25 protein-coding genes are annotated in these 26,698 nt (G+C 57.1%); 22 read left to right on the top strand and 3 right to left on the bottom strand.

All coding sequences use genetic code 11. The features are described 5' to 3' along the window. Window position 1: 1 nt before the first annotated feature. Both AC1MDE_RS07135 and AC1MDE_RS07130 read left to right on the top strand, forming a co-directional pair. The gene (locus AC1MDE_RS07135) at window positions 2-2,017 is read left to right on the top strand and encodes a hydantoinase B/oxoprolinase family protein (protein ID WP_480344430.1); all 2,016 of its coding nucleotides are present in this window, start codon (window positions 2-4) and stop codon (window positions 2,015-2,017) included. 83 nt (window positions 2,018-2,100) lie between these two features. Further along, entirely contained in the window at window positions 2,101-2,943 is an 843-nt protein-coding gene (locus AC1MDE_RS07130) for an oxidoreductase (protein WP_480344429.1), read from the top strand. 104 nt (window positions 2,944-3,047) lie between these two features. Here AC1MDE_RS07130 and AC1MDE_RS07125 read toward each other — a convergent pair whose 3' ends face one another. Next, the gene (locus AC1MDE_RS07125; RefSeq protein ID WP_058962109.1) at window positions 3,048-5,213 is read right to left on the bottom strand and encodes a putative bifunctional diguanylate cyclase/phosphodiesterase; all 2,166 of its coding nucleotides are present in this window, start codon (window positions 5,211-5,213) and stop codon (window positions 3,048-3,050) included. A gap of 310 nt (window positions 5,214-5,523) precedes the next feature. Between AC1MDE_RS07125 and phnF the strand changes: the two genes are divergently transcribed. The 14 genes from phnF (at window position 5,524) to phnE (AC1MDE_RS07055) (ending at window position 16,773) form a co-directional block, all read left to right on the top strand. Continuing rightward, window positions 5,524-6,240, top strand: a complete 717-nt coding sequence (gene phnF, locus AC1MDE_RS07120; protein ID WP_034824586.1) for a phosphonate metabolism transcriptional regulator PhnF — start codon at window positions 5,524-5,526, stop codon at window positions 6,238-6,240. Beyond that, window positions 6,237-6,683: a phosphonate C-P lyase system protein PhnG gene (gene phnG, locus AC1MDE_RS07115; RefSeq protein WP_480344428.1), complete on the top strand. Its 447-nt coding sequence runs from the start codon at window positions 6,237-6,239 to the stop codon at window positions 6,681-6,683. The genes phnF and phnG overlap by 4 nt, the downstream gene beginning before the upstream one ends. Next, complete coding sequence (gene phnH / locus AC1MDE_RS07110) at window positions 6,683-7,258, top strand: phosphonate C-P lyase system protein PhnH (protein WP_034824582.1); 576 nt, start codon at window positions 6,683-6,685, stop codon at window positions 7,256-7,258. The genes phnG and phnH overlap by 1 nt, the downstream gene beginning before the upstream one ends. Continuing rightward, window positions 7,258-8,334, top strand: coding sequence for a carbon-phosphorus lyase complex subunit (locus AC1MDE_RS07105; protein ID WP_058962107.1), 1,077 nt, complete (start codon window positions 7,258-7,260; stop codon window positions 8,332-8,334). The genes phnH and AC1MDE_RS07105 overlap by 1 nt, the downstream gene beginning before the upstream one ends. Then, window positions 8,327-9,175, top strand: a complete 849-nt coding sequence (locus AC1MDE_RS07100; RefSeq protein WP_058962106.1) for an alpha-D-ribose 1-methylphosphonate 5-phosphate C-P-lyase PhnJ — start codon at window positions 8,327-8,329, stop codon at window positions 9,173-9,175. Before AC1MDE_RS07105 ends, AC1MDE_RS07100 begins: the two co-directional genes overlap by 8 nt. Beyond that, window positions 9,165-9,926: a phosphonate C-P lyase system protein PhnK gene (gene phnK / locus AC1MDE_RS07095; RefSeq protein WP_058962105.1), complete on the top strand. Its 762-nt coding sequence runs from the start codon at window positions 9,165-9,167 to the stop codon at window positions 9,924-9,926. The genes AC1MDE_RS07100 and phnK overlap by 11 nt, the downstream gene beginning before the upstream one ends. Before the next feature lie 18 nt (window positions 9,927-9,944). Next, window positions 9,945-10,649: a phosphonate C-P lyase system protein PhnL gene (gene phnL / locus AC1MDE_RS07090; protein WP_034824574.1), complete on the top strand. Its 705-nt coding sequence runs from the start codon at window positions 9,945-9,947 to the stop codon at window positions 10,647-10,649. Continuing rightward, window positions 10,646-11,782, top strand: coding sequence for an alpha-D-ribose 1-methylphosphonate 5-triphosphate diphosphatase (phnM, locus tag AC1MDE_RS07085; RefSeq protein ID WP_058962104.1), 1,137 nt, complete (start codon window positions 10,646-10,648; stop codon window positions 11,780-11,782). The genes phnL and phnM overlap by 4 nt, the downstream gene beginning before the upstream one ends. Beyond that, window positions 11,782-12,318, top strand: coding sequence for a ribose 1,5-bisphosphokinase (gene phnN, locus AC1MDE_RS07080; protein ID WP_480344427.1), 537 nt, complete (start codon window positions 11,782-11,784; stop codon window positions 12,316-12,318). The genes phnM and phnN overlap by 1 nt, the downstream gene beginning before the upstream one ends. Beyond that, complete coding sequence (gene phnP / locus AC1MDE_RS07075) at window positions 12,315-13,085, top strand: phosphonate metabolism protein PhnP (RefSeq protein ID WP_480344426.1); 771 nt, start codon at window positions 12,315-12,317, stop codon at window positions 13,083-13,085. The genes phnN and phnP overlap by 4 nt, the downstream gene beginning before the upstream one ends. A 79-nt stretch (window positions 13,086-13,164) precedes the next feature. After that, complete coding sequence (gene phnC / locus AC1MDE_RS07070) at window positions 13,165-13,995, top strand: phosphonate ABC transporter ATP-binding protein (RefSeq protein WP_034824566.1); 831 nt, start codon at window positions 13,165-13,167, stop codon at window positions 13,993-13,995. Between the two features lie 26 nt (window positions 13,996-14,021). Continuing rightward, a complete protein-coding gene (gene phnD / locus AC1MDE_RS07065) occupies window positions 14,022-14,948 on the top strand; it encodes a phosphonate ABC transporter substrate-binding protein (RefSeq protein ID WP_034824564.1) in 927 nt (308 codons plus the stop codon). Window positions 14,949-15,028: 80 nt separating this feature from the next. Then, window positions 15,029-15,892, top strand: a complete 864-nt coding sequence (phnE, locus tag AC1MDE_RS07060) for a phosphonate ABC transporter, permease protein PhnE (RefSeq protein ID WP_480344425.1) — start codon at window positions 15,029-15,031, stop codon at window positions 15,890-15,892. Further along, window positions 15,889-16,773, top strand: a complete 885-nt coding sequence (gene phnE / locus AC1MDE_RS07055; RefSeq protein WP_480344424.1) for a phosphonate ABC transporter, permease protein PhnE — start codon at window positions 15,889-15,891, stop codon at window positions 16,771-16,773. Before phnE (AC1MDE_RS07060) ends, phnE (AC1MDE_RS07055) begins: the two co-directional genes overlap by 4 nt. Here the strand turns inward: phnE (AC1MDE_RS07055) and AC1MDE_RS07050 are convergent. Then, window positions 16,727-19,312 carry an ATP-binding protein gene (locus tag AC1MDE_RS07050; RefSeq protein WP_479398873.1) on the bottom strand — a complete coding sequence of 862 codons (2,586 nt, stop codon included), beginning with the start codon at window positions 19,310-19,312 and terminating at the stop codon, window positions 16,727-16,729. The two genes, phnE (AC1MDE_RS07055) and AC1MDE_RS07050, sit on opposite strands and share 47 nt — an antisense overlap. Before the next feature lie 145 nt (window positions 19,313-19,457). Here AC1MDE_RS07050 and AC1MDE_RS07045 point away from each other — a divergent pair, with 145 nt between their 5' ends. From AC1MDE_RS07045 to AC1MDE_RS07020, 6 genes are all read left to right on the top strand, one after another. Further along, window positions 19,458-20,963, top strand: a complete 1,506-nt coding sequence (locus AC1MDE_RS07045) for a sugar ABC transporter ATP-binding protein (protein ID WP_058962100.1) — start codon at window positions 19,458-19,460, stop codon at window positions 20,961-20,963. A gap of 10 nt (window positions 20,964-20,973) precedes the next feature. Continuing rightward, window positions 20,974-21,957, top strand: a complete 984-nt coding sequence (locus AC1MDE_RS07040; protein ID WP_058962099.1) for an ABC transporter permease subunit — start codon at window positions 20,974-20,976, stop codon at window positions 21,955-21,957. An 81-nt stretch (window positions 21,958-22,038) separates the two neighbouring features. Then, the gene (locus tag AC1MDE_RS07035; RefSeq protein WP_058962098.1) at window positions 22,039-22,977 is read left to right on the top strand and encodes an ABC transporter substrate-binding protein; all 939 of its coding nucleotides are present in this window, start codon (window positions 22,039-22,041) and stop codon (window positions 22,975-22,977) included. Between the two features lie 50 nt (window positions 22,978-23,027). Continuing rightward, complete coding sequence (locus tag AC1MDE_RS07030; protein WP_058962097.1) at window positions 23,028-23,711, top strand: D-lyxose/D-mannose isomerase; 684 nt, start codon at window positions 23,028-23,030, stop codon at window positions 23,709-23,711. 11 nt (window positions 23,712-23,722) lie between these two features. Beyond that, complete coding sequence (locus AC1MDE_RS07025; RefSeq protein ID WP_479398868.1) at window positions 23,723-24,583, top strand: ketose 1,6-bisphosphate aldolase; 861 nt, start codon at window positions 23,723-23,725, stop codon at window positions 24,581-24,583. Between the two features lies 1 nt (window position 24,584). Further along, window positions 24,585-25,637 (top strand): carbohydrate kinase family protein, encoded by a 1,053-nt coding sequence (locus tag AC1MDE_RS07020; RefSeq protein ID WP_058959929.1) that lies wholly within the window; start codon window positions 24,585-24,587, stop codon window positions 25,635-25,637. On the opposite strand, the gene AC1MDE_RS07015 is transcribed toward AC1MDE_RS07020, so the two are convergent. Further along, a complete protein-coding gene (locus AC1MDE_RS07015; protein WP_480344423.1) occupies window positions 25,574-26,320 on the bottom strand; it encodes a response regulator in 747 nt (248 codons plus the stop codon). The two genes, AC1MDE_RS07020 and AC1MDE_RS07015, sit on opposite strands and share 64 nt — an antisense overlap. Window positions 26,321-26,698: the final 378 nt, after the last annotated feature.

The following is a 26,698-nucleotide window of genomic DNA, read 5'->3' as shown; positions in this document are numbered from 1 at the left end:
TATGGCCATTAACGGACGTAACCTGCAAATTCTCGCGAACTATTGTGCCGCTGCGGCCGATGCGATGGCGTTTACGCTGATGCGCACCGCGCACTCCACTTTCGTTAAAGAGACCGAAGATTTTTCCTGTCAGATTGTCAGCCGTGACGGCATGGCGTTCGCTTCGCCACGCAGCTTTGGCGCGCCCTGGTACAGCGGCATCGATTACGGCCCGGTGCTGGCGTTAATCGATCATTACGAAGAGGGTGATATCTGCATCACCAATGATTCGTATGCGGGCAATGTGGCCACCCACTCGCCGGATATCCACATCTGGAAGCCGGTGTTCCATAACGGTGAAATTGTCTGTTTTGTGGTGGGTCATATTCACAACACCGACGTGGGCGGTGCGGTGCCGGCTTCGCTGTCGCGCTCGCTGACTGATATCGTGCAGGAGGGCATCCGCATTCCGCCACTCAAGATTGTGCGCAACGGTGAGTTGAATGAAGAAGTCGCCAGCATTATGCGCCTCAACGTGCGTGTACCAGACCAAAATTGGGGGGATTTCAAAGCGCAGATTGCCTCGGTAAACGTGGGCGAGCGTAAGATCCACGACATTATTGCGCGTTTTGGTATAGAGGATTTCCTGCAGGGTATCGAAGGCATTCTGGACTATGCCGAAGCGCAGGCGCGCAGCATTATCGCCACCATTCCGGATGGTGAATACTTCTATGCTGACTTTGCCGACGAAGATGGTGAAGGCGGCTATCCGTGCCGCGTGGCGATCACGCTGCGCATTAGCGGCGACACGCTGGAACTGGATTATACCGGCAGCGATCCACAGCTGGCCTCCTCGCTGAATATGCCCACCGGCGGCCGTGAACGGCATCCGCTGGCGCTGGTGGGCGTCACTTATGTGCTCTCAACGCTGGATCGCCATCTGCTGCTTAATGCGGGCACCTTACGCCCGACGCGCGCCATCCTGCCGCCGGGCACCGTAATGAACTGTGAAGCGCCCGCAGCGGTGGGCATGCGTTCGCTGACCTGTGCGCTGTCACAGATTGCCACCATTGGCGTGTTTTCCCAGGCATTGCCCGATCGCTTACCGGCTAACTCACCCGGCGGCAACTCAATCATGAATATCCGTACCAGCGATAGTCAGAACCGCAGCGTCGTGGCCTCGCTAGGACCTGTCGGCGGTGGCGCGGGCGGAACGCCACGTCATGATGGCCCGGATGGTTCTGGCGGGTTATCGGCGTTTCTGAAAAACACGCCCATTGAGATCAACGAGGCAGAAGTCCCCATCCATTTCCATCGCTATGGGCTGGCGGCGGACAGTGCCGGTGCCGGGCGCTATCGCGGCGGTCTGGCCACGGAGATGGCGTTTGAAATTACCGCGCCCAACACCACGGTAACTGCGCGCAATCGCAACCGGTCAGTGTTCGCCTCGGCTGGCGTGCTGGGCGGTGAGTCAGGGGCATTGTCGCACTTCCGCACGCTGCGCAACGGCAAGGTCATTGAACACGGCAACACCGATGTCATTCGTTGCCAGCCGGGCGATATCGTTGAGGTGCGCGGGCCGGGCGCGGGAGGGTATGGCCTGCCGGTGGAACGTGACGCGGCGGCAGTGCTGCAGGATGTGCGCTGCGGATTTGTTTCAGTGCAAGTGGCACGTGATAGCTATGGCGTGGCGATCATCGATGATGAGGTGGATGAGGTCACCACTGCGCGTTTACGCGCTGAGATGCAGCGCGAAGCCCGGCAGCATTTTGATCACGGCCCAGCCCGCACTGCGTTTGAACAGCAGTGGACACCGGAGCGCTATGCGTTGCTCACCGCGTTTCTGGCAGAAGCGCCGGTCAGCTGGCGCCACTTCCTGAAGCAACAGGTGTTTGACGCCGTGGCGGCGGAGGCACAACCCGTTGCACTTAAGCCAGCCATAGCAGATACACAACCGGCAGCACTTGACGCGCAGATGCAGGCTATCTTTCAAAATCTGCAACAGCGCTATCCGGCGATGATGAACCGGTCGCACTAAGCGCTAATATTCAGCTTCAGGCTTTGCCATAGTCTTTTGTTGCCCGATGACGGTTCATCAGGCGCATTTAAGAGGATGTCACTATGGCTTCAGCAAACACGCCCGTTTGGTTTATTTCTGGTTGTTCAACCGGCTTTGGCCGGGAGCTGGCGCAGCAGACTATTGCGCGCGGCTTTCACACCGTGGTGACCGCGCGTGACCCGGCGAAAGTGCAGGATTTGGTGGCGGGGCATGACAACGCCCTTGCGGTGGCACTGGATGTGACCGATCAGAACAGTATCGATCGCGCGGTTCACGCGGCGCTGGAGAAATTCGGTACCATTGATGTGCTGGTTAACAATGCGGGTTACGGCTATCAGAGTTCAGTCGAAGAGGGTGATGATCGCGAGATCTGTGATCAATTCGATGCCAACGTCTTTGGCCTGTTTGCCTTAACGCGTGCGGTATTACCGGCGATGCGCAAACAGCGTCGCGGGCACGTGATCAATATCACCTCAGTGGCCGGATTTATTGGCTTTGCCAGTTCAGGCTACTATTCGGCCAGCAAACACGCGGTGGAAGGCTGGTCTGATTCCCTGGCGGTGGAAGCGACGCCTTTAGGCATCCATGTCACTTGTGTCGAGCCGGGGCCATTCCGCACGGATTGGGCGGGGCGTTCACTGCACCAGACGCCAAGCACCTTACCGGAATATGCCGATACGGCGGCGGCGCGCATGAAAGCCACGTCTGAATACAGCGGCACCCAGGCGGGCGATCCGGCTCGCGCGGCCACGGCGATGATTGCCATCACCGAACATGACAATCCTCCGCGCCATCTGGTGATGGGCGCATGGGGCTATGATGCGGTGACTAACAAGTTGAAAGAGCGGCTGGCGCAGATCGAAGCCTGGAAGCAGACGTCGGTTGATACGGATTTTCCGTCATAACCCTGATGCAAAGTGAGCCGCGCCGCTACTGTTAACAGGGGGTAAACGGTAACGGCGCTGTGTAACGCTAACGCCGGGAGGGGGCCATTTCTCCCGCTGGGCATTTATATCATCTTTTCAATCTCTTCAAACGGTACGGCCTGGCTGAACAGATATCCCTGCAGCTGATTACATCCCGCATCGGCCAGCGCCATTTTCTGGCCTTCGGTTTCGACCCCTTCAGCGGTCACCGTTAAGCCCATGGCGTGACCCAGACGCACCACGGATTCAACGATTGCCGCAGAATTTTGCGCCACGCCCAGTGATTGGGTGAAGGAGCGATCAATCTTGATTTTGTCGACCGGGAACGTGCTGAGATAGTTGAGGCTGGAATAACCGGTGCCAAAATCATCCAGCGCAATGCGGAAACCGGCTTCACGCAGCGCGATGATGTTATTGCGCGCTTCGTGCTCATCCTCAATCAATACGCCTTCGGTGATCTCCAGTTCCATATGATGCGGATTGGCGCCTTCTTCACGCACAATTTCAACGATGCGCTCCACAAAGCCACTGGCGCGGAACTGCACGGGAGAAACGTTGACCGCCACAATCATCTGCGGCAATTTCAGTGAGGTTTTACAGGCTTTACGTAATACCCATTCGCCCAGCGGAATGATCATCCCGGTCTCTTCGGCGATGGCGATAAAGTCACCCGGCGAGACATCACCACGTACCGGATGCTGCCAGCGCAGCAGGGCTTCTAATCCCACCACACGCTGTCCGCTGATCTCCATCAGGGGTTGATACCACACGCGCAGGCCATCGAAATTGACCAGCGCCTGACGTAAATCCGTCGCCATCTGCTGGCGGGTGCGCAGCGATTCATCCATCACTTTTTCGAACTGGCGATACTGGCCGCGACCACTGTTTTTCGCCTCATAGAGCGCGATGTCCGCTTTACGCATCAGCTCCATACGGTCAATGCCATCTTTAGGGGCCAGCGCCAGCCCGATGCTGACCCCAACCCAGACTTCGCTGCCTTGCAACTCATAGGCTTCACTCAACTCACTGATAATGCGTTTTGCCAATGCCTGCACCTGACCGATGTTATCGACGTCCGGCATCATCACAATAAATTCATCCCCACCGATGCGTCCAACGGTATCGCTGGCACGCAAGATGTGCGTGAGGCGGCGCGCCACCTCAATGATCAACTCATCACCCGCATGATGACCATAGGTATCATTGATGTTTTTAAAGCGATCGAGATCAAGCAACAGCAGCGCCACACGCTGATCGTGCCGGGCGGATGCCGCCAGCGCCTGGGTCAGCCGATCTTCCACCAGCGCCCGATTCGGCAACCCGGTCAGCACATCGTGAAAAGCCAGATGCTGCGCTTGCGCTTCACTGGCACCGAGCTTAAGCAAAGATTGCGACAGATTGAGAGAGGAGGTCCAGATGCGCCTGACCATAAACAGGCAGAGCAGGGTAATCAACAGCACGGATAACAGTGTTGAAGGGCCGAGCATGCGCAACATCTGCGCACCGGGTTTATCCGGTAGCCAGCTCAGGTAACCCACGGCATCGCCTTGCTGTGAATTCAGTTGGTAGAGTGCATCTGTTCCAGGCTGCGGCGCGCCATCGCTAAAATGCAGCTGCTGCAGCTGGCTGCGATCCGCCAGATTACGTAAATAGCCATCATCGAGGAATTTGATACTCACTAATCGATAGCGGCCTGCTTCACGGGTGCTGCTGATATCGCCAACGGCCAGGGCCGCGGCACGTTGCCCAATGCGCACGAAATCGGCGCGATCGCTGGGACCCGCCACCTCATCGCTGCTCACCACGAGCGGACTGGCCAGCATGTCTTTAAGGTATTGCCCTACGCTGTCACTGGATACGCGTTTACCCTCACGCCAGATCGCCAGTGGCTGATTGTTACGATCCATCAGCAGAATCAACTGGTGGTCAAACATGTCATAAAGCCAGCCGCCGATATTTTGATCTAACCAGTTCTGATCCGGCACGCCCAATGCCAATTGGTCAGCGAGAGGCGACCAGCGAGTCAAACTGCGCAGCTGACGCAAATGTTCATTCAAACTCTGGCTAAAGGAGGCCTCAATCATGCGTTGCTGTTGATCGCGAGCCTGTTCATTGCTCAGCGAGGTGCCCCAGAACAAGCCAACACCTGCTCCGGCAAAGGTTAAAACTAAAATCGCCACCAAAGGCAAAATCACTTCCCGAACGAAATTGCGTCTGAATCCATCTGACAGTTTGATTGTATTAATCATTTTAAGGTTCGCGTGACAAGGAGGGCTCATCAATAACGTTAGCAGACTTTACGCAAGCTGCACCCAGTAAGGAAAGCGATAAAGCGGTGAAAATAAGCGATAATTTTTTGAACACTGTCACAAAGGCAACAGTTAAAAATTTTTTATCAAAACCGCAGCCGTTTCGCTTCGATCCTGCTGCCCTAAAGCAAATTCATCCTCACGTCATTGAGTCGTCACGGCGCTGTCATCTGGCTCGCGCACTGTAGTCGCCATCTCGCAGCACTTGTCGCTGCGTTCCTCAACCATAGCGAATGAGGTATTGAACGTGATAGAGATATCCAGACATCCGACCACTGTTTACCAGGCGGTCGCCGCCCAACTGGAGCAGGCACTGCAAGAGCGTTATCGCTGCGGTGACTATCTGCCTTCCGAACAGCAGTTAGCCGACCACTATGAAGTCAACCGCCATACGTTGCGCCGCGCGGTGGATGAACTGGTGAACAAAGGGCTGCTGCAACGCCGTCACGGCGTCGGCATCCTGGTGTTGATGCGTCCCTATGATTACCCCTTGCATGCGCAGGCGCGCTTTAGCCAAAACCTGCTGGAGCAGGGCAGCCATCCGACCAGCGAACGTTTGCTGGCAGTGCTGCGACCGGCCAGCAGCGACGTGGCCAGTGCACTGGCCATTAATGAAGGCGACAACGTGATTCATCTGCGCACGCTGCGCCGCGTCAATGGCGTACCGGTGTGTGTCATCAATCATTTCCTGCCGGAACTGAGCTGGTGGCCGACGATACAGCAGTTCCAGAGCGGCTCGCTGCATGACTTTATGCAGCAGCACCTTGGCCTCGATTTAACGCGTTCGCAAACCCGAATCAGCACCCGCCGCGCCCAGGCTAAAGAGTGTAAACAGCTGGAGATTGCCCTGCAGTCACCACTGCTGTGCGTGCGCACCCTGAATAAACACCGTGACGGTCAGGTAGCGGAATACTCCGTCAGCCTGACGCGTGGCGACATGATTGAACTGACTCTGGAGCATGAATGAAACAGCAAACCGCTCGCCAGCATTGGCTATCGGTACTCGCGCACAGCGAAGCCAGCCAGCTAAATGCCCACTGGCAGTCGCTGCACCTCAATGCACAATTTGAAGCGATTCGTCCCGCCGAAACCGGTTTAACCCGTTTGCAGGCGCGCATGGGCGGTAGCGGCAAACGCTTCGTGATGGGCGATGCCACCGTCACGCGTGCCGTAGTGAAACTGCACGATGGCACCCTCGGTTTCAGTTATGTGCTGGGCCGCGATAAAGCCCATGCCAAACGCTGCGCCGTGATTGATGCGCTGCTGCAACAGCCGGAAACCCATGCGCTGCTGCAGGAAAAATTAATTGCCCCGTTGGCGGCACTGCGTGAAGAGCAGCGTCAGCTGCGTGCACGTGAAATCGCCAGCTCTAAAGTGGACTTCTTTACGCTGGTACGCGGAGATAACTAATGACATTACTGGCCAGTTTTAACCATCCGGTTGCCGATTCACAGCGTGCTTTTCGTCGCATCCTGAAAGCCATGAGCGAGCCAGGCGTCATGGTCTCACTGCCGCTGGAACAGGGATGGGGCGATTTGTCTCCTGCCGCGACGGCGGTACTGCTGACGCTGGTGGATCAGGAGAGTGCGCTGTGGCTGGATAGCCGTGTAGACAGCGAAATCGTGCGTAACAACCTGCGTTTCCACACCGGTGTGCCGATTGTGGAAGAGCGCCATGCACCGTTTGCCTTAACCCATGCAGCGTCAAATCCAGATCCTGCGCAGTTCGCGCCGGGCGACAACATGTCACCGGAAAAAAGCACCACGCTGATCATTGAAGTGCCCTCCCTGAATGGGGGTTTAACCCTGCGCCTGTCCGGCCCTGGCCTGCGTGAATCACGCGCCATCGCGCCACAGTTGCCGGAAGCGATTCTGACTTATCTGCGCGAGCGTCCGCATCCGTTCCCACTGGGCGTGGATCTGATTTTCACCTGCGGTGAAGCGATGATGGCCTTGCCACGCACCACTGACGTGGAGGTGTGCTGATGTACGTTGCGGTGAAAGGGGGCGAGAAGGCGATAGCCAGCGCCCATGAGCTTCAGGCCGATCTGCGGCGTGGCGACCGTGACGTGGCGGAACTGGGTTGCGATCAGGTCGCGCAACAGTTGGGATTAGCGGTGGATCGCGTGATGACCGAAGGCGGCATTTACGATCCCCAGCTCGCGGCCTTAGCGATTAAACAAGCCAGCGGCGATTTGGTGGAAGCCATCTTCCTGCTGCGAGCCTATCGCACCACGCTGCCCCGTCTGGCTGATAGCCTGGCGCTGGAAACCGATGAGATGCGCATCGAACGTCGTATTTCGGCGGTCTACAAGGATTTGCCAGGCGGTCAGGTGCTCGGCCCCACTTACGATTACAGCCATCGTCTGCTCGATTTCACTCTACTAGCCAACGGTGAAACCCCGGCGGCACCGCGTGACGATCAGGCGCTGCCTGAACGCTGTCCGCATGTGTTCAGCATGATGACCAAAGAGGGTCTGGCGGCACGTGAAGAGGATGATGGCAGTGAACCCTGTGATATCACCCGTGAACCGCCGGGTTATCCAGCGACGCGCGCGGCCCGTTTGCAACAGTTGGTGCGCGGCGATGAAGGTTTTCTGCTGGCACTCGGTTACTCCACCCAGCGTGGCTACGGGCGTAACCATCCCTTTGCTGGCGAAATCCGCACCGGCTATCTCAGCGTATCAATCTGCCCGGAAGAGCTGGGCTTCGAGATTGATATCGGCGAAATCCTGCTGACCGAGTGTGAAATGGTTAACGGCTTCACCACGCAAACTGAGGTTGCGCCGCACTTCACCCGTGGTTACGGCCTGGTGTTTGGCCGTTCAGAGCGTAAAGCGATGGCGATGGCGCTGGTGGATCGTGCCCTGCAAGCACCCGATTACGATGAACGTATTGCCGGTCCGGCGCAGGACGAAGAGTTCGTGCTGTCGCATGCCGACAACGTGGAAGCGGCGGGCTTTGTTTCGCATCTGAAACTGCCGCACTACGTCGATTTCCAGGCGGAGCTGGAGTTGCTGAAACGGCTGCGTGAACAGGTTCAGGAGCAAAACGATGAGTGAGTTAACCGGCTATAACAACGGCTATCTGGATGAGCAGACCAAGCGCACTATCCGTCGCGCGATCCTCAAAGCGGTAGCGATTCCGGGTTATCAGGTGCCGTTTGCCGGACGAGAAATGCCGATGCCTTACGGCTGGGGCACCGGCGGGATCCAGATCACCGCCAGCATCATTGGCGACAGCGACGTGCTGAAGGTGATTGACCAGGGCGCGGATGACACCACGAATGCCGTATCGATCCGTCGTTTCTTCCAGCGCGTCAGCGGGGCCGCCACTACTGAAGCCACCAAAGACGCCACGCTGATCCAGACCCGCCACCGTATTCCGGAGACGCCGCTGCAGGAAGATCAGGTACTGATTTTCCAGGTGCCGATCCCCGAGCCTTTGCGCTTTATCGAACCGCGCGAAACCGAGACGCGTACCATGCATGCGCTGGAGGAGTACGGCATCATGCAGGTGAAGCTGTATGAAGATATCGCCCGCTACGGCCATATCGCCACCACCTATGCCTATCCGGTCAAGGTTAACGATCGCTACGTGATGGATCCCTCACCGATTCCGAAATTCGACAACCCGAAGATGCACATGATGCCTGCACTGCAGTTGTTTGGTGCCGGGCGTGAAAAGCGCATTTATGCATTGCCGCCTTATACCAAAGTGGAAAGCCTCGACTTCGACGACCACCCATTCACCGTACAAAGCTGGGATGAACCCTGCGCGCTGTGCGGTTCGCGCCACAGCTACCTCGATGAGGTGGTGATGGATGATGCCGGTACGCGCATGTTTGTCTGCTCCGATACCGATTTTTGCCACCAGCAGCAGGAACAACAACATGCACAGTGAACAGCCGCTGCTTGCGGTCAACAATCTGACGCACCTCTATGCGCCAGGCAAAGGTTTTGAAGACGTCAGCTTTGAACTCTATCCAGGGGAAGTCTTGGGCATTGTGGGCGAGTCTGGTTCCGGCAAAACCACGCTGCTGCGCAGCCTGTCGGCGCGTTTAGCGCCACAGCAGGGCAACATTCTCTATCGCGCTCAGGATCTCTATCAGCTAAGTGAAAGCGATCGCCGCCGCTTATTGCGCACGGAGTGGGGCGTGGTGCATCAGCATCCATTGGATGGATTGCGTCCGCAGGTCACGGCAGGCGGCAACATTGGTGAGCGCTTGATGGCCGTCGGCCAGCGCCATTACGGCGATATCCGTAAAGAGGCGATGCGCTGGTTGCAGGACGTCGAAATCCCCGCCAACCGCATTGACGATTTGCCGACCACCTTCTCCGGCGGTATGCAGCAGCGTTTGCAGATTGCCCGCAACCTGGTGACCCAGCCCACGCTGGTGTTTATGGATGAGCCGACCGGCGGACTGGATGTATCCGTGCAGGCGCGACTGCTGGATCTGCTGCGTACCCTGGTACGTGAACTCAATCTGGCGGTGTTGATTGTTACTCACGATCTCGGCGTGGCGCGCTTGCTGGCGCACCGTCTGTTGGTGATGAAGCAGGGCAGAGTGGTGGAGAGCGGTCTGACCGATCGGGTGCTGGACGATCCGCACCATCCCTACACCCAACTGCTGGTTTCATCGGTGCTGGCTTAACTTCATCAGGACATCAACATGCAACCTTTATTGCGCGTAGAGAAACTCAGCAAAACCTTTGTGCTGCACAACCAGAGCAGCGCCGAGCTGCCGGTGCTGCAGGATGCCAATCTTGAAGTGTGCGCCGGTGAGTGCGTGGTGCTGCACGGTCGCTCCGGCAGCGGAAAATCCACCTTACTGCGCGCGCTGTACGGCAACTATCAGGCCAACAGCGGTCATATCTGGCTGCAACATCAGGGTGAGTGGATCGACATGGCGCAGGCTCCCGCGCGCCAGATACTGGCGATTCGCCGCGAAACCGTTGGCTGGGTCAGCCAGTTCCTGCGGGTGATCCCTCGCGTCCCGACGCTGGAGATTGTGATGCAACCGCTGTTAGAGCGCGGTGTGGAGCGTGCTTTCTGTGAGAAACGTGCCAAAGAGCTGCTGACACGGCTGAATGTGCCGGAGCGTTTATGGTCACTCGCGCCCTCGACCTTCTCCGGCGGTGAACAGCAGCGCGTCAACATCGCGCGTGGTTTTATCGCCGACTATCCAGTGCTGCTGCTGGATGAACCTACCGCTTCCCTCGACAGTGCCAACAGCGCAGCGGTGGTGGAATTGATTGAACAGGCGCGCACCCGTGGTGCCGCCATTGTGGGTATTTTCCATGACGAAGCGGTGCGCGCACGCGTGGCCGATCGCCTGCACGTCATGCAGCCGGTTAAAACAGGAGCAGAAGCATGATCGTCAATAACGTCCGTTTGGTGCTGGAACATGAAGTTGTCACCGGTTCGCTGGAAATCCGTGAGGGTCGCATTGCCAGTTTCAGTGACAGTACCAGCCAATTAGCGGGCGCACTGGATGGCGAAAACGCCTTCCTGCTGCCAGGTCTGGTCGAGTTGCACACCGATAACCTCGATAAGTTCTTCACGCCGCGTCCGAAAGTGGACTGGCCGGCACACTCAGCGATGAGTAGCCACGATGCGCTGATGGTCGCCAGCGGTATTACCACGGTGCTGGATGCCATTGGTGTCGGCGATGTGCGCGACGGCGGTCATCGCATTGAGAACCTGAGCAAGATGATCAACGCGATTCAGGACAGTAACCGCAAAGGGATTAACCGGGTCGATCACCATCTGCACCTGCGCTGCGAGCTGCCCCATAACACCACATTGCCGCTGTTCGAAAAGCTGATGAGCACTCCGGAGCTGTCGCTGGTATCGCTGATGGACCATTCGCCAGGTCAGCGTCAATACGCTTCACTGGAGATGTATCGCCTCTATTATCAGGGCAAATATTCGCTGAATGATGAGCAGATGGATCAGTTCGAGCGTGAGCAACTGGCGCTGGCCGCCGAATTCTCCACCCCGAACCGCAACGCCATTTCCGGCCTGTGCCGTTCGCGCGGCATTCCGATTGCCAGTCATGATGATGCCACAGCGGCACACGTTGCCGAATCACACGATGTGGGCAGCACCATTGCTGAGTTCCCCACCACGCTGGAGGCCGCACGCGCCTCGCGCGAATGCGGTATGCAGGTGTTGATGGGCGCGCCGAATATCGTACGTGGCGGCTCGCATTCCGGCAACGTGGCAGCCTGGGAGCTGGCCAGCCATGGCCTGCTGGATATTTTGTCATCCGACTACTACCCGGCGAGCCTGCTGGACGCGGTGTTCCGTTTAGTGGCAGATGAGCGCAACAGCCTGACGTTGCCACAAGCCGCCGCGCTGGTGACACGTAATCCGGCTCGCGCTATTGGCTTGCACGATCGCGGAGTGATTGGTGAAGGCATGCGAGCCGATCTGGTGCTGGCGCATACCGAACATGGTCATCCGCACATTCGCCACGTCTGGTCGCAGGGCAGGATGGTGTTCTGATGGCGCGCCTGATCTGGCTAACCGGGCCTTCGGGCTCGGGTAAAGACAGTCTGCTGAATGCGCTACGCGAAGCGCCGCCGGATAACCTGGTGATTGCCCATCGCTACATTACGCGTCCGGCCGATGCCGGGGGCGAAAACCATGTGGCGCTGAGTGAGGCCGAGTTTCGGCGGCGTCAGACACTGGGATTGTTTGCCATTAGCTGGCAGGCACACGGCCTGTATTACGGTCTGGGAGAAGAGATCGATCACTGGCTGGCGCGGGGTTTAAATGTGCTGGTCAATGGTTCACGTCTGCATTTGCCGATTGTTGAGCAGCATTACGGGGCACAACTGTTGCCGCTGGTGCTGCAAGTCTCTCCGGCGGTGCTGGAAATGCGTTTACGGCAGCGCGGACGTGAAAGTGAAGCCGAAATCGGTAAACGGCTGGCGCGTGCGGCAGAACCGCTGCCTGCGCACTGCCATCCGCTCAATAACGATGGCGCACTGAGCGACACGCTCGACACAATGCGTCAACTGCTGGAGCATCCGCCATGAACCTCACTTTTCTCGGTACTGGAGGCGTGCAATCTGCGCCGCTGTTTGGCTGTGATTGCCACGCTTGCGAACGTGCACGTCTTGAGCCACGACGCGCTCGTGCTGCCACCAGTGCGCTGATTGACACCGGCAGCGAACGTATTTTGCTGGATGCCGGACGTCACGATCTGCATCAGCGGTTCCGCCCTGGCGAGCTGAGCCGCATTTTACTGACCCATTTTCATATGGATCATGTAGCGGGACTCTTTAGCCTGCGTTGGGGATTGGGTGAACCGATCCCGGTGTGGGCGCCACCGGATGAGAAGGGCTGTGATGACCTGTTTAAGCATCCGGGCCTGCTGGATTTCCGTTCTGCGTTAACGCCTTTTGTGCCTCACAGTTTCGGGGCGTTGCAGGTCACGCCGCTGCAGTTACAGCACTCAAAACTCACTTATGGCTACCTGTTCGACTGGCACGGTACGCGGCTTGCCTGGCTGTGTGATACCTGCGGATTACCCCCGGACACTGCAGATTTTCTTGATGGTCAACCGCTGGATCAGCTGGTGATTGACTGCAATGACCCGCCGCGAGAAAGCGTACGCAATCATAATGATGTGACGCGCGCATTGCAGATTATTGAACAGCTGGCGCCGCGCCAGGCCTGGCTTATCCACCTGAGCCATGAGATGGACAGTTGGTTACTCAATAATCGCTTACCGGACAATGTGCTGGCGGCTACCGACGGTCAGACCATCACGGTCGGATCCTCACACGCTGTCACTGTTTAATCATTTTACTGTCATCAAGACTTCATCGGATTTGCCCGTAATAACGGGCAATCAAGACCTCAGCGAGATGGAGTGCAACATGGCACAGGCATTACTGAAAACCGTTATCGACAATCCTTATGTTCCGCACGCCGGGCAAGGCAACAAGGTGCTGTCGGTACAGGGACTGTGCAAGGCGTACGGCGAAAACCGCGTACTGGATAACGTCAGCTTCGATCTGCATGCGGGCGAGCTGGTGGCCGTGATTGGTCGCTCAGGCGCAGGCAAATCGACACTGTTACACATGCTGAACGGCACCATCAGTGCTTCGCAGGGCGCGATTCTCAGCAATCGTCAGGGTGAAGCGGATCGTGATGTGGTGACGCTCAACAGCCGCCAGATGCGCGAATGGCGCAGCGAATGCGGCATGATCTTCCAGGACTTCTGTCTGGTGCCGCGTCTTGATGTGCTGACCAACGTCCTGCTGGGACGCCTGAGCCAGACCTCAACCCTGAAATCCTTCTTCAAAGTGTTCTCCGAAGCGGACCGCGCGCAGGCCATTGAGCTGCTGCAGTGGATGAACATGCTGCCGCAGGCGCTGCAGCGTGCGGAGAATCTGTCAGGTGGACAGATGCAACGCGTGGCGATTTGCCGTGCGCTGATGCAGAACCCGCGCATCCTGCTGGCCGATGAGCCAGTAGCGTCTCTCGACCCGAAAAACACCAAACGCATCATGGATGTGCTGCGCCAGGTGAGTGAGCAGGGCATCAGCGTAATGGTGAACCTGCACTCGATTGAACTGGTGAAGCAGTACTGCACCCGTGTTATCGGCATTCAGCGCGGCAAAGTGCTGTTTGACGGACATCCTTCTCAGTTGACCGATGGCTTGCTGCATGAGCTGTACGGCGACGAAATTAACCAGCTCCACTAACTTCCACGGCAAGAGAAAAAACACGAATGAAACTGACCTCTTTAGCTTTATTGACTGTTGCAATGACTTTTGGCGTTAACGCAGCGGATGCACCAAAAGAATTGAACCTCGGGATTTTGGGTGGACAGAACGCCACTCAGCAGATCGGTGATAACCAGTGCGTGAAAGATTTCTTCGACAAAGAGCTGAATGTCGATACCAAAATGCGCAACTCGTCTGACTACTCAGGCGTGATTCAGGGCCTGCTGGGTAACAAAATTGATATGGTGCTGAGCATGTCTCCAGCATCTTACGCTTCAGTCTATCTGCAGAACCCGAAAGCGGTTGATGTTGTCGGCATCGTGGTGGATGACAAAGACGGTTCACAGGGTTACCACTCAGTCGTGATCGTGAAAGCGGACAGCCCGTACAAAAAACTGGAAGACCTGAAAGGCAAATCTTTCGGTATGGCCGATCCGGATTCAACTTCTGGCTTCCTGATGCCAAACCAGGCGTTCAAGAAAGAGTTCGGTGGCACAGTTGACGACAAGTACAACAACACCTTCTCCAGCGTCACCTTCTCTGGCGGCCATGAGCAGGACATCCTGGGTGTGCTGAATGGTCAGTTCGAAGGCGCAGTGACCTGGACCTCTATGATCGGCGATTACGACAAGGGTTATACCTCTGGTGCCTTTGGCCGCATGATGCGTATGGACCAGCCTGACCTGATGAAGAAAATCCGCATCATCTGGCAGTCTCCGCTGATCCCGAACGGCCCCATCCTGGTGAGCAACAACTTGCCCGCTGACTTCAAACAGAAGCTGGTGGCGGCGATCAAGAAGCTGGATAAAGAAGACCACAGCTGCTTTGTTAAAGCGGTGGGCGGTGCTCAGCACATCGGCCCGGCAACCGTTGCCGATTATCAGAACATCATCGATATGAAACGTGATCTGATGAAAGGCTCACGCGGTTAATTTCGCGTCTGACCGGCAGGGTCGCCCTTGATGGCGACCCTTTTCACATCTGCACCATCCTCTACCACAGGACATTCCCCTTGACCGATTTCGAACACTACTACCAACGCATTCGTCGCCAGCAAAAGCGCGACACCGTGCTCTGGTCGCTGCTGTTGGTGGCGCTCTATCTCGCTGCGGGCAAGATGGCGGAATTTAACCTGGTTACCGTTTGGCAATCACTGCCACACTTTTTTGATTACATCGGCGAAACCGTGCCGGTGTTGCATCTGACCGTGCTGTTCTCTGACGTGAAAACCGAGGGCTCGCTGGCTTACTGGGGCTACCGTCTGCACTTCCAGTTGCCGCTGATCTGGGAAACCCTGCAGCTGGCACTGTCGTCGACCATTGTGGCGGTGATGGTGGCTGGGATACTGGCGTTTTTCGCTGCTGATAACACCCAGACGCCGCGCAGCGTCCGCATCGCGATCCGTGCTTTCGTCGCTTTCCTGCGCACCATGCCAGAACTGGCGTGGGCAGTGATGTTCGTGATGGCGTTTGGCATTGGGGCAATTCCCGGCTTCCTCGCACTGGCGCTGCACACCGTGGGCAGCCTGACCAAACTGTTTTATGAATCGATTGAAAGCGCTTCAGACAAACCGGTGCGCGGCCTCGCGGCATGTGGAGCGACCAAATTACAGCGCATGCGCTTCGCCTTCTGGCCGCAGGTGAAACCAACGTTTCTCTCTTACAGCTTTATGCGTCTGGAAGTGAACTTCCGTTCTTCTACCATCCTTGGATTGGTGGGGGCGGGCGGTATCGGTCAGGAGCTGATGACCAACATCAAACTGGATCGTTACGATCAGGTCAGTATTACGCTGCTGCTGATCATTGTGGTGGTGTCGCTGCTGGATACGGTATCCGGGTGGTTACGTCGTCGCGTGGTGGAAGGGGAAATCAAATGATCGCATTAGCACCGGATGTGGCAAAGCTGAAGCAGGAACACCCTGCACTGTTCGCCGCACAAAACCGTTATCTGCGCCGCGTGGCTTTAGTCGCCCTCGTCGTGGTGCTCTATTACCTGTTCTTCTTTGAATTTTTCGGCATTGAGTGGAGCCGGTTCCTGATCGGTTGCCAGCAGCTGGGCCGTTACTTCTTGCGCATGTTTGTCTGGCAGGATTTTATCAACTGGCCGTTTGCTTATTACTTCTCCCAGATTGGCATCACGTTGGCGATTGTCTTCGCCGGGACGCTGACCGCTTCCATTATTGCGCTGCCGGTGTCTTTCCTTGCCGCCCGCAACGTGATGCACGATCCGATTGCCCGTCCGATTTCCTTAGTGGTGCGCCGTTTGCTCGACATCCTGCGCGGTGTCGATATGGCCATCTGGGGGCTGATCTTTGTGCGTGCGGTTGGCATGGGGCCACTGGCGGGTGTGCTGGCGATTGTGGTACAGGACGTGGGCTTACTGGGCAAACTGTATTCCGAAGGGCATGAAGCGGTTGAGCGTTCGCCGAGCCGGGGTTTAAGTGCGGTGGGGGCCAATAGTCTGCAAAAACATCGCTTTGGCATCTTTACCCAATCCTTCCCGACCTTCCTGGCATTGAGCCTGTACCAGATTGAATCCAATACCCGTTCGGCGGCGGTACTCGGCTTCGTTGGCGCAGGGGGTGTCGGTCTGGTTTATGCCGAGAACATGCGCCTGTGGAACTGGGATGTGGTGATGTTCCTGACCATCTTGTTGGTTGGCGTGGTGATGATCATGGATGTCATCTCCAGCAAACTGCGTAAGCGCTACATCACGGGGAAACCGTTGCCGCTGTGGCAGCCTGCCGTGCGCGATTAAGCCGTTCACTGCGTTGCCAGGCGCGCTCCAGCGCCTGCGCTAACTGTGCCTGTTGCCAGGGTTTTGCCAGCCGTTCACACAGTGGCAAAGTGACCTGGCTCTGGCGCAAATCCTGACCGCTGATCAGCAGGGTGGCCAGTTCTGGCCACTGCTGCTGTGCCTGGCGAATCACATCCGCCCCGTTTAACGCGCCGGGTAACATCAAATCACTGATCAACAACTCAATATCTGGCGTCTGCCGCAGCAGCGTGAGTGCGGATTCGCCATCGCCACACTCTAAAGTGAGGTAGCCGAGTTGATGCAGATGCTCACACAATGTCTGCCTGACGGCGGGTTCATCATCCAGCACCAACACCAGCCGGTCACTGCTGGCACCCGGCGTAAACTCGGGAAGAGTCGGCGCGGGCTGGACCGCTTCCGGTGCGCGCGGCAGTAACAGGCGCACGGTGGTGCCCTGGCCGGGGGCGGTTTCCACCTCGATTTGCCCGCCGGATTGACGCACAAATCCATATACCATCGACAACCCCAGTCCGCTGCCGCTGCCGGTCTCTTTGGTGGTAAAAAATGGCTCAAACACCTGTTCACGTACCTCGGCTGACATGCCGCAGCCGTGATCGATAACTTCAATGGTCACGCGATCGCGTTTACCATCCGCTTCCTGCATTCGCTGATTCCAGATGCGCAGGCGAATTTCTCCGCTCTGTTTCTCCATGGCATCGCGTGCATTGACCACCAGATTCATCAGCGCATTTTCCAGTTGCCCGGCATCGATCCACGCGGGCCAGCCGGGCCGCTGTGCATCAACCACCAGATGCTGGCCGGGCAGCAGTGAGTGCTGCAACAGTGAGTGCAGGTTATCGACCAGTTCAACCACCGATACTGCACGTGGATACAGCGCCTGTTTACGTGAGAAGGCGAGTAAGCGTTGGGTTAGCTGTGCCGCGCGGTCGGCCGCCAGCCGCGCACGCTCAATGCGACTGGCCAGCGAACCAGAGGGGAGCTCGCCCACGGTAAGCGCCAGACTGCCAATAATCACGGCCAGCAGGTTGTTGAAGTCATGAGCGATGCCGCCGGTGAGTTGGCCCACCGCTTTCATTTTTTGGCTGTGCAGCAGCGCTTCTTCCAGCGCCTTACGCGTGGTGCGCTCCAGCACGGTATTGACCATGCCACGGCGTGGCACCGGGCTAAAGCGCAGTTCCAGCGTGCGGCCGTCGGGCAGGCGAACTTCTTGCGCATCCTGCAGGCTGGTGAGCTGCACATCCATCCGTTCTAGCAGACGCTGATAATGCAGGCCACGATGCAGATCGCGTGCCGGAATGCCGAGTAACTCGGCGTACTGCGCGTTCCACACCACCAGTTGCCCACTGTTATCGAACAGCGCAAAGCCATCGCGCATCGCGAGGAAAGTGGATTCCAGCTGATTGCTTTTCTCTTTTAACAGACGTGAAGTGTGGGCCAGTGAAGCTGTATTGCGTGCAAACACGTTAAAAGCGCGAGCCAGATCCCCTAGCTCATCGCGCCTGGCTAAACCCGGCACATTAACGCTCTTCTCGCCCTGTGCCAGACGCGTCATGGCGTGGGCGATAGCGGTCAGGCTCGAACCGAGATTGCGATAGATGTAGTAACCTGCATAACCGGTGATCAGCAGTGCCAGCAGCATAAACAGGCCAATAAACCCGATGATGGAATCCAGCTCCTGATGCGTGGCGGTACTGCGCGCATCGCTCTGCTGCGCCACCAGTTGCACATAATGGGTGATGTCACCATTCAGCATCGCCACCAGCGCTTTGATGCGATAGGTCGCGTAGGCAATGGCAATATCGCTCTGCTCAAGCTGATCAGCGATGGGTTGTAAGCTGCGCGTGGTGTCGACCAATCGGTCACGCTGCATCGCCAGCGCATCCTGTAACGGTAGGGCGGACCAAATGGGCAGCACCTGCTGTAATTGCTGTTCAGCGGCTTGTGGCGCAGTGGATTGGATTGCCACCTTTAACAGGGCATCCGTTTGCTGGCGCAGCGGCAGAAAAGCGCCGTCGATGGCAAGCACATCAATGCGATTCAGCAACAGTTGTGCCTGCCACAAGCCACTCAGCATCACGTTGCGTTGTAAATGGCGTTGATGGCCAACCCTAAGCAGCTGATTGATGCTCTGTTCCAGCATCTGGCTGCGTTCTCGAATGCGCGCCAGCAGCGCGGGTTGCTGTGCGGCCAATGGCGCGTTCGCCAGCAGAGATAAGGACTGCTGCAAGGCTTGCTGCGTCTGCTGCAGACGAGCCGACTCGCTTTGATACTCCAGCGCACCCACCACCTGCGCCAATCGTACGGCGGCGGTGGCCACGTGGGCTGTATCCCTCGCCAGCGCCAGGCTGCCGTTCATATCCGCCAGGGTTTGCGCCTGTGCCTGCTCCTGAATGTGACCGGCGTGGCGAAATCCAAAAATAGCCACCAGGCTCACCGCCAGCGTGACGCTCACCACTAACAGGTTAAACAGCAGCAGGCGACCCCGCGCGCCAGCGTGCCAATGCAGACTCTGACTCATTGCGGCCACTCCTTACCTCTCAACTCCCGGCGAGTATAAAAGCGTGACCGGGGCGCAATATGACAAATATGAATGGCCGCTGACATTTTCCATTTATCTGGCGTTGCAACACTCGGCGACAACTTCAGACAGCAGGAGCCTGGCGATGGCGGCGACACCGATATTAGAAATGCGCGAAATCACCCGACGCTTTGGCAGTTTCTACGCGTTGAAGGGCGTGGATCTGACCGTGTGGCCAGGTGAAGTCCACGCGCTGATGGGCGAAAACGGTGCCGGGAAAAGTACGCTGATGAAGATTCTGGCCGGTGCGTATACCGCCAGCAGCGGGGAAATTCTTATCGACGGTAAACCCTACGCCATCAAAGGCCCAAAAGAGGCACTGGCCGCGGGCATCACGCTGATTTATCAGGAAATCAATCTGGCGCCCAATCTGACCGTGGCAGAGAACATCTTCCTCGGCAGCGAGATCACGCGCGGTGGGCTGGTGAAACGGCGGCAGATGGCAGAAGAGGCACAGCAGGTGATTAATCGCCTGGGTGCCCAATTCAGTGCCAACGATCTGGTGAGCAAACTCAGTATCGCTGAGCAGCAGCAGGTGGAGATTGCCCGCGCGCTGCACCGCAACAGCCGCATTCTGGTGATGGATGAACCCACGGCAGCACTCTCCAATCGCGAAACCGAACAGCTGTTTGCGCTGATTAAACGCCTGCGCAGCGAAGGCATGGCGATCATTTACATCAGCCATCGCATGGCCGAAGTGTATGAGCTTTCGGATCGCGTCAGCGTGCTGCGTGATGGGCAGTATGTTGGCAGCCTGACGCGCGATCAGCTTAATGCCAGTGAACTGGTGCGTATGATGGTTGGCCGTCCGCTGAGCGATCTGTTCAATAAAGACCGCAACATTCCCTTCGGCGAGGTCCGTCTCGCTGTCAATCACCTGACCGATAACCGCAAAGTCCATCCCAGTAGTCTCTCGGTGCGTGCCGGGGAGATTGTCGGATTGGCGGGATTGGTCGGTGCCGGACGCAGTGAGCTGGCGCAGCTGATTTTTGGCGTGCATCAACCCAAGGGAGGCGAAATCTGGATCGATGGCGAGAAAGTCAAAATTCATTCGCCGCGAGATGCCATCACACGTGGTATTGGCTTCCTCACCGAGAACCGTAAAGAGCAGGGGCTGTTCCTGGAACTGGCCGCACAGGAAAACATCGTGATGGCGACGCTGGAACGCGATGCCAGCTACGGCCTGCTTAATCGGCGTAAAGGGCAAAAGATTGCCGGTGATGCCATCGAATCACTCAACATTCGTGTGCCGCACGCCCAGGTACGGGCCGGGGGGCTATCGGGCGGTAATCAACAGAAACTGCTGATCTCACGCTGGGTAGCGATTGCACCGCGCATTCTGCTGCTGGATGAGCCCACACGCGGCGTGGACGTCGGCGCCAAGAGTGAAATCTACCGCATGATGAACCAGATGGCGCAACAGGGCGTGGCGATTTTGATGATCTCCAGCGAACTGCCGGAGGTGGTCGGGATGAGTGACCGCGTGTATGTGATGCGTGAGGGCAGTATTGCCGGAGAGCTGAGCGGCGCAGAGATTAGCCAGGAAAACATTATGACACTGGCCACCGGCGCACAGCCGGTACAGGCCTGAGGAGACCACAATGACCAGTGAAACTGCTCGCGTAAAAAGTCCAACGCTTAAACGCGCCTTGATGAGCGACCTGCTGCAAACGGTAGGGATTTTGCCGATTTTGATCCTGATTGTGGCGGTATTTGGTTTTGTTGCGCCGAACTTCTTTACCGAAGCTAACCTGCTGAATATTACCCGTCAGGCTTCGATCAATATCGTGCTGGCGGCGGGGATGACCTTTGTGATCCTCACCGGCGGGATCGATCTGTCAGTGGGCTCGATGCTGGGCACCACGGCGGTCGTGGCGATGGTGGTGTCGCTGGATCCGGCCTTTGCGGGACTGACCATTCCCGCGGCGCTTGGGGCGGGTCTTATCATGGGGCTATTCAACGGCCTGTTGGTGGCGGGGGCAGGTTTGCCGCCCTTTATCGTGACGCTCGGCACCTATACCGCCTTGCGCGGAGCGGCGTATTTGCTGGCGAATGGCACTACCGTCATCAACTCTGACATCAATTTCGAGTGGATAGGCAACGGTTATCTCGGGCCGATCCCCTGGCTGATCATTATTGCCTTTGCCGTCATCGCGCTGTGCTGGTTCATTCTGCGCCGTACCACCCTGGGGGTTCACATCTACGCGGTGGGCGGCAACGTGCAGGCGGCGCGCCTCACCGGGATCAAGGTCGGCATGGTGCTGGTGTTTGTCTATGCCATGAGCGGCATGTTGTCGGGATTAGGCGGATTGATGAGCGCCTCACGCCTCTACAGCGCCAACGGCAACCTGGGTGTGGGGTACGAGTTAGATGCAATCGCCGCGGTGATTCTGGGCGGCACCAGTTTTGTCGGCGGCATCGGCACCATTACCGGCACGCTAATTGGTGCGCTGATAATCGCCACGCTGAACAACGGCATGACGCTGATGGGCGTTTCTTACTTCTGGCAGTTGGTCATTAAGGGCGCTGTGATCATCATTGCCGTACTCATCGATAAGTACCGCACACGTCATCACGTGGGTTAAGGGTGTATTTGCAACAGGCTGTCACACAACGGCGATCTGCTGGATCGCCAACATAATCAAAAAAGCAGGAGAACATCGACTATGCGTTTTAATCCGATTCTGACCGGACTGCTGGCGGCGACGTTATTGAGTGCGCCACTGGTGCAGGCAAAAGAACTCAAATCCATTGGTGTTACCGTCGGCGATCTCGCCAACCCGTTCTTCGTGCAGATCACCAAAGGTGCTGAGCTGAAGGCGCGTGAACTGGCGGGGGATAAGGTCAATGTGACGCTGGTCTCCAGCGGTTACGATCTTGGTCAGCAGGTGGCGCAGATTGATAACTTTATCGCCGCCAAAGTGGACATGATCATCCTCAATGCCGCCGATTCCAAAGGCATCGCTCCCGCGGTGAAACGTGCGCGTGATGCAGGCATCGTGGTGGTGGCGGTCGACGTGGCGGCTGACGGTGCCAATGCCACCATTACCTCCGATAACACCCAGGCAGGTGCGATGGCCTGTAAATACATCTCTGATCGCCTGAAAGATAAAGGCAACGTGGTGATCATCAACGGACCGCCGGTGTCAGCGGTGCAAAACCGGGTTGAAGGCTGTATGAACGAGCTGAAAACTCATCCCGATATCAAATTGCTCTCCTATAACCAGAACGCCAAGGGCAGTCGCGATGGTGGCCTGGAAGTGATGACCGGACTGCTGTCTGCCAATCCGAAGATCGATGCGGTGTTTGCGATTAACGACCCAACGGCGATTGGTGCCGATTTGGCTGCCAAGCAAGCCCAGCGCAGTGAGTTCTTTATTGTCGGCGTCGATGGTTCGCCAGACGGCGAAGAAGCCCTGAAACGTAAAGGCTCGCTGTTTGTCGCCACCCCAGCGCAAGACCCGCAGGTGATGGCAGCCAAAGCGGTGGAGATTGGCTACGACATCCTGCAGGGCAAACCCGCACCTGACAAACCGGTGCTGATTCCGGTCACGATGATCGATCGCAATACTGTAAGCAGCTACAAAGGCTGGACGGTGAAATAACGTTGATTTCTTGAGGCGGTCTCTGGGCCGCCCACATTGGGAGCGGAGTTATGCATCGATCCGAAGTGAACGCCATTCTGCAACTCACCCGCGAATTCTTTATGCGTCAGGATGTGCACCTGCCGCCCTGGGCAGATTACGGTCTCAGCCAGTGGCGTGCGCTAGATAAACACCGCGCCGAAGAGCTGCTGGCGCTGCATCTGGGCTGGGATGTCACCAGTTTTGGTGCTGATGATTTCTCTCAGACTGGCTTAACCCTGTTTACTCTGCGCAACGGGTCGCGCGGCGGTCAGCCGTGGGGAAAACCTTACGCTGAAAAAATCATGCACGTGCGGGAAGGGCAGGTGACGCCGATGCACTACCATCCACAAAAGATGGAAGACATCATCAACCGCGGCGGCGGAAATCTGATCGTGACTTTGCATAACCGCGCGGGCGACCGGCTTGATGACTCACCGGTTAACGTCACGTTGGATGGCATCCGCCAGACTCACGCGGCGGGATCGCAACTGCGTCTCTCTCCTGGCGAGAGCGTCACCTTGCTGCCTGGTATCTGGCACAGTTTCTGGGGCGAAGAGGGCTATGGCGATGTGCTGGTTGGCGAAGTCTCGATGCCCAACGATGACGAGCATGACAACCTCTTTCTCACACCGCTGGCGCGCTTTAATCCGATTGATGAGGATGAAGATCCGCGCTGGCTGTTGTGCAACGAATATCACCGCTGGCTGGCATAAAGGAGTTCACGATGTCACTGATTTCACTGGCGCAAGGCCTGGCCCACGCGCAGCAACATCAATACGCGCTCGGCGCATTTAACGTACTGGACACCCATTTTTTGCGTGCGCTGTTCCAGGCGGCTGAGCAACAACGGTCGCCTTTTATCATCAACATCGCGGAAGTGCATTTTAAGTATGTCAGCCTCGAGCATCTGATTGCGGCGATTCGCACAGAAGCGGCGCTGCATGATATCCCGGTGGTGCTCAATCTTGACCATGGTTTGCATTTTGAGGCGGTAATGCAGGCGATTCGCCTCGGATTTACTTCGGTGATGTTTGATGGCTCCACCCTCAGCTATGAGGAGAATGTGCGCCAGACCCGTGAAGTGGTGAAGATGTGCCACGCCATTGGCGTATCGGTTGAAGCGGAATTGGGCGCGGTGGGCGGCGATGAGGGTGGGGCGCTGTTTGGTGAGGCCGACAGCAACAAATTCACCGATCCTGCTTTGGCGGCGGAGTTTGTCCAGTCAACCGGGATCGATTGTCTGGCCGTAGCGATTGGCAACGCGCACGGCAAATACAAAGGTGAGCCGAAGCTCGACTTTGACCGTCTGGCGGCAATTCGCTCGGCGACAGGCATTCCTTTGGTGCTGCATGGCGGTTCAGGGATCAGTGATGCCGATTTCCGCCACGCCATCAGTTTGGGCATTCATAAAATCAATTTCTATACCGGCATGTCACAAGCCGCACTAGGCGCGATAGAAAAGCAAATTACTCAGCGTGATGCGCGCTACGACTCGTTTGCTGAACTGCTGATGGCGGTAGAACACGATATTGCCAATGTGGTGGCGCAGCAGATGCAGGTGTTTGGCAGCGCCGGGAGGGCCTGACATGGTGCAACGCAACGGTATTCTCGGTGCGGGCAGTATGCTGGTGGATCATGTGCAACGTATCACGCATTGGCCAGAACAAGGCTGGTTAGCGGAGATCACCCACAGTGAGAAGTGCAGCGGAGGCGCTGCACTGAATGTGTTGTTCACCCTGGCGCGCATGCAGGTCAATTTGCCGCTGGCCGGTGTCGGCATGGTGGGCGGGGACAGTGACGGTGATTACATCGTGCAGTTGCTGGACGATCATCAGATTGATCGTCAGTTTGTACAACGCACGCGCAATGTTAGCACGGCGATGACACAAGTGATGACCACGCCCGATGGTCAACGCACGTTTTTCCATGCCCGCGGCGCCAATGCCGAACTGGATTTGCCCCATTTTGCTGAAGTTGTCACTTCACATCGTATATTTCATCTCGGCTATTTGTTGTTGCTGGATAGTCTCGACCAGCCTGATGAGATTTTTGGTACGCGCAGCGCGCATCTGCTGGCACAAATGCAGCAACGGGGTTACCTCACTTCGCTGGATTTGGTGTCGCGAACCGGGGAGTATCGCCCGTTGGTGGTGCCGGCGTTACGCTGGCTCGACTATCTGGTGATTAATGAACTGGAGGCGCAGTCACTCACTGGCGTGACGCTGCGCAGCGCTTCGGGGCTGGCAGCACCCAGCGCGTTTGCCGAGGCCGCCGCCTGGCTACTGGAACAGGGCGTGCGCCAACGCGTGGTGATCCATGCCCCTGAAGGTGCCTGGGGACAAGAGAGCAGGGGTGAAGGAGGGTGGCAGCCGGCGTGGTGCCTGAAACCAGAGGAGATTGTGGGCAGCGTTGGAGCGGGAGATGCGTTTTGTGCTGGGGTGTTATATGCCAGTCATGAAGGTTGGCCTCTGCTGGAGACATTGAAGCTGGCACATACCTGCGCTTGTTTCAATTTGCATGCAGCAAATGCGCTGGACGGCACGCGGCCATTGGCCGAGATGCAGCGCTGGATGAATCAGGCAATCTGTGTTTCACGCGCGGCTGAAGCCGGACGCAATACATCAGCGGAAAATACGTAACCGAGGCCACGGATGGTGCGGATAAGGCTGGGTTGGTGTGGATTGGCTTCGATTTTCCGCCGCAGTCGCATGATGAGCACGTCTATGGTGCGGTCGAACACCTCAAGACTCTCATTGTGAGTCAGTTCCAGCAGTTGATCGCGCGTCAGCACTTTGCGTGCGTGACCCACCAGGGCGCGCAACAGGGTATATTCGCCTTGAGTGAGGGCGACACTTTCGCGCTGAGGATTAAACAACTGACAACGCGCATCATCCAGCCGCCAGCCATTGAATTGCCATCCTTCATCCTGCTGTGCATCAGCTTGTGTCAGACGTCCACAGCGGCGCAGTGCTGCACGCGCGCGCGCGACAACCACCCGAGAATTAAAGGGTTTGGCGATGTAATCATCCGCACCCATCTCTAATCCCACCACCATATCTGCTTCCGACCCCATCCCGGTCAGCATGATGACCAACAGGTCCGGCCGCTGCCGCTGCATCTGTTGCAGCACCAGTAAGCCGTTGGTGTCCGGTAGCATCATGTCCAGCATCACCAGGGAGATCTCGGGATGTAGGCTGAGCAGCGCAAGGGCATCTTTGCCCTGATGGCAGCTGTAGACGGTAAACACATGTTCACTCAAAACATCGTGCAGCAATTCACACACGGCACGATCATCATCAACGACCAAAATCGCGGGCTTCATTGCGCTGTCTCTTATGTTGCGAAAGGGTTAAAAGCAGTGTAACCCGATGTTTTTGAGCTGCTGTCCTGTGCTGCAGAAACGTGAGCGCCATCGCTGAGCAGTGTGCGAAAGCGTGCGTTGCCGCAATCTTTTTCCTCTGGAAGGCAGTAGTAGGGAAAACGATTGCGCAGCCATGGTGCAATGCACCATAATCGCGCCCAGTTCGGGTTCAGAATTATCCTAACCGTAACCGCATTTTGAAACGTAAACGATTGCGTACGGTGATGGCATAGCTATTGCTATGTGGACAGGGGAAAGCGGAAGGTGTGTCTGCCTTGGGTCCAGCGTGTGTCGCTTTCATCAATACAATAATTAGTTTGTTAACCACATTGGCAAGAG

The sequence above is a fragment of the Pantoea folii genome (genome assembly GCF_056678875.1).
This window is presented reverse-complemented; position numbering and strand designations above follow the sequence as displayed.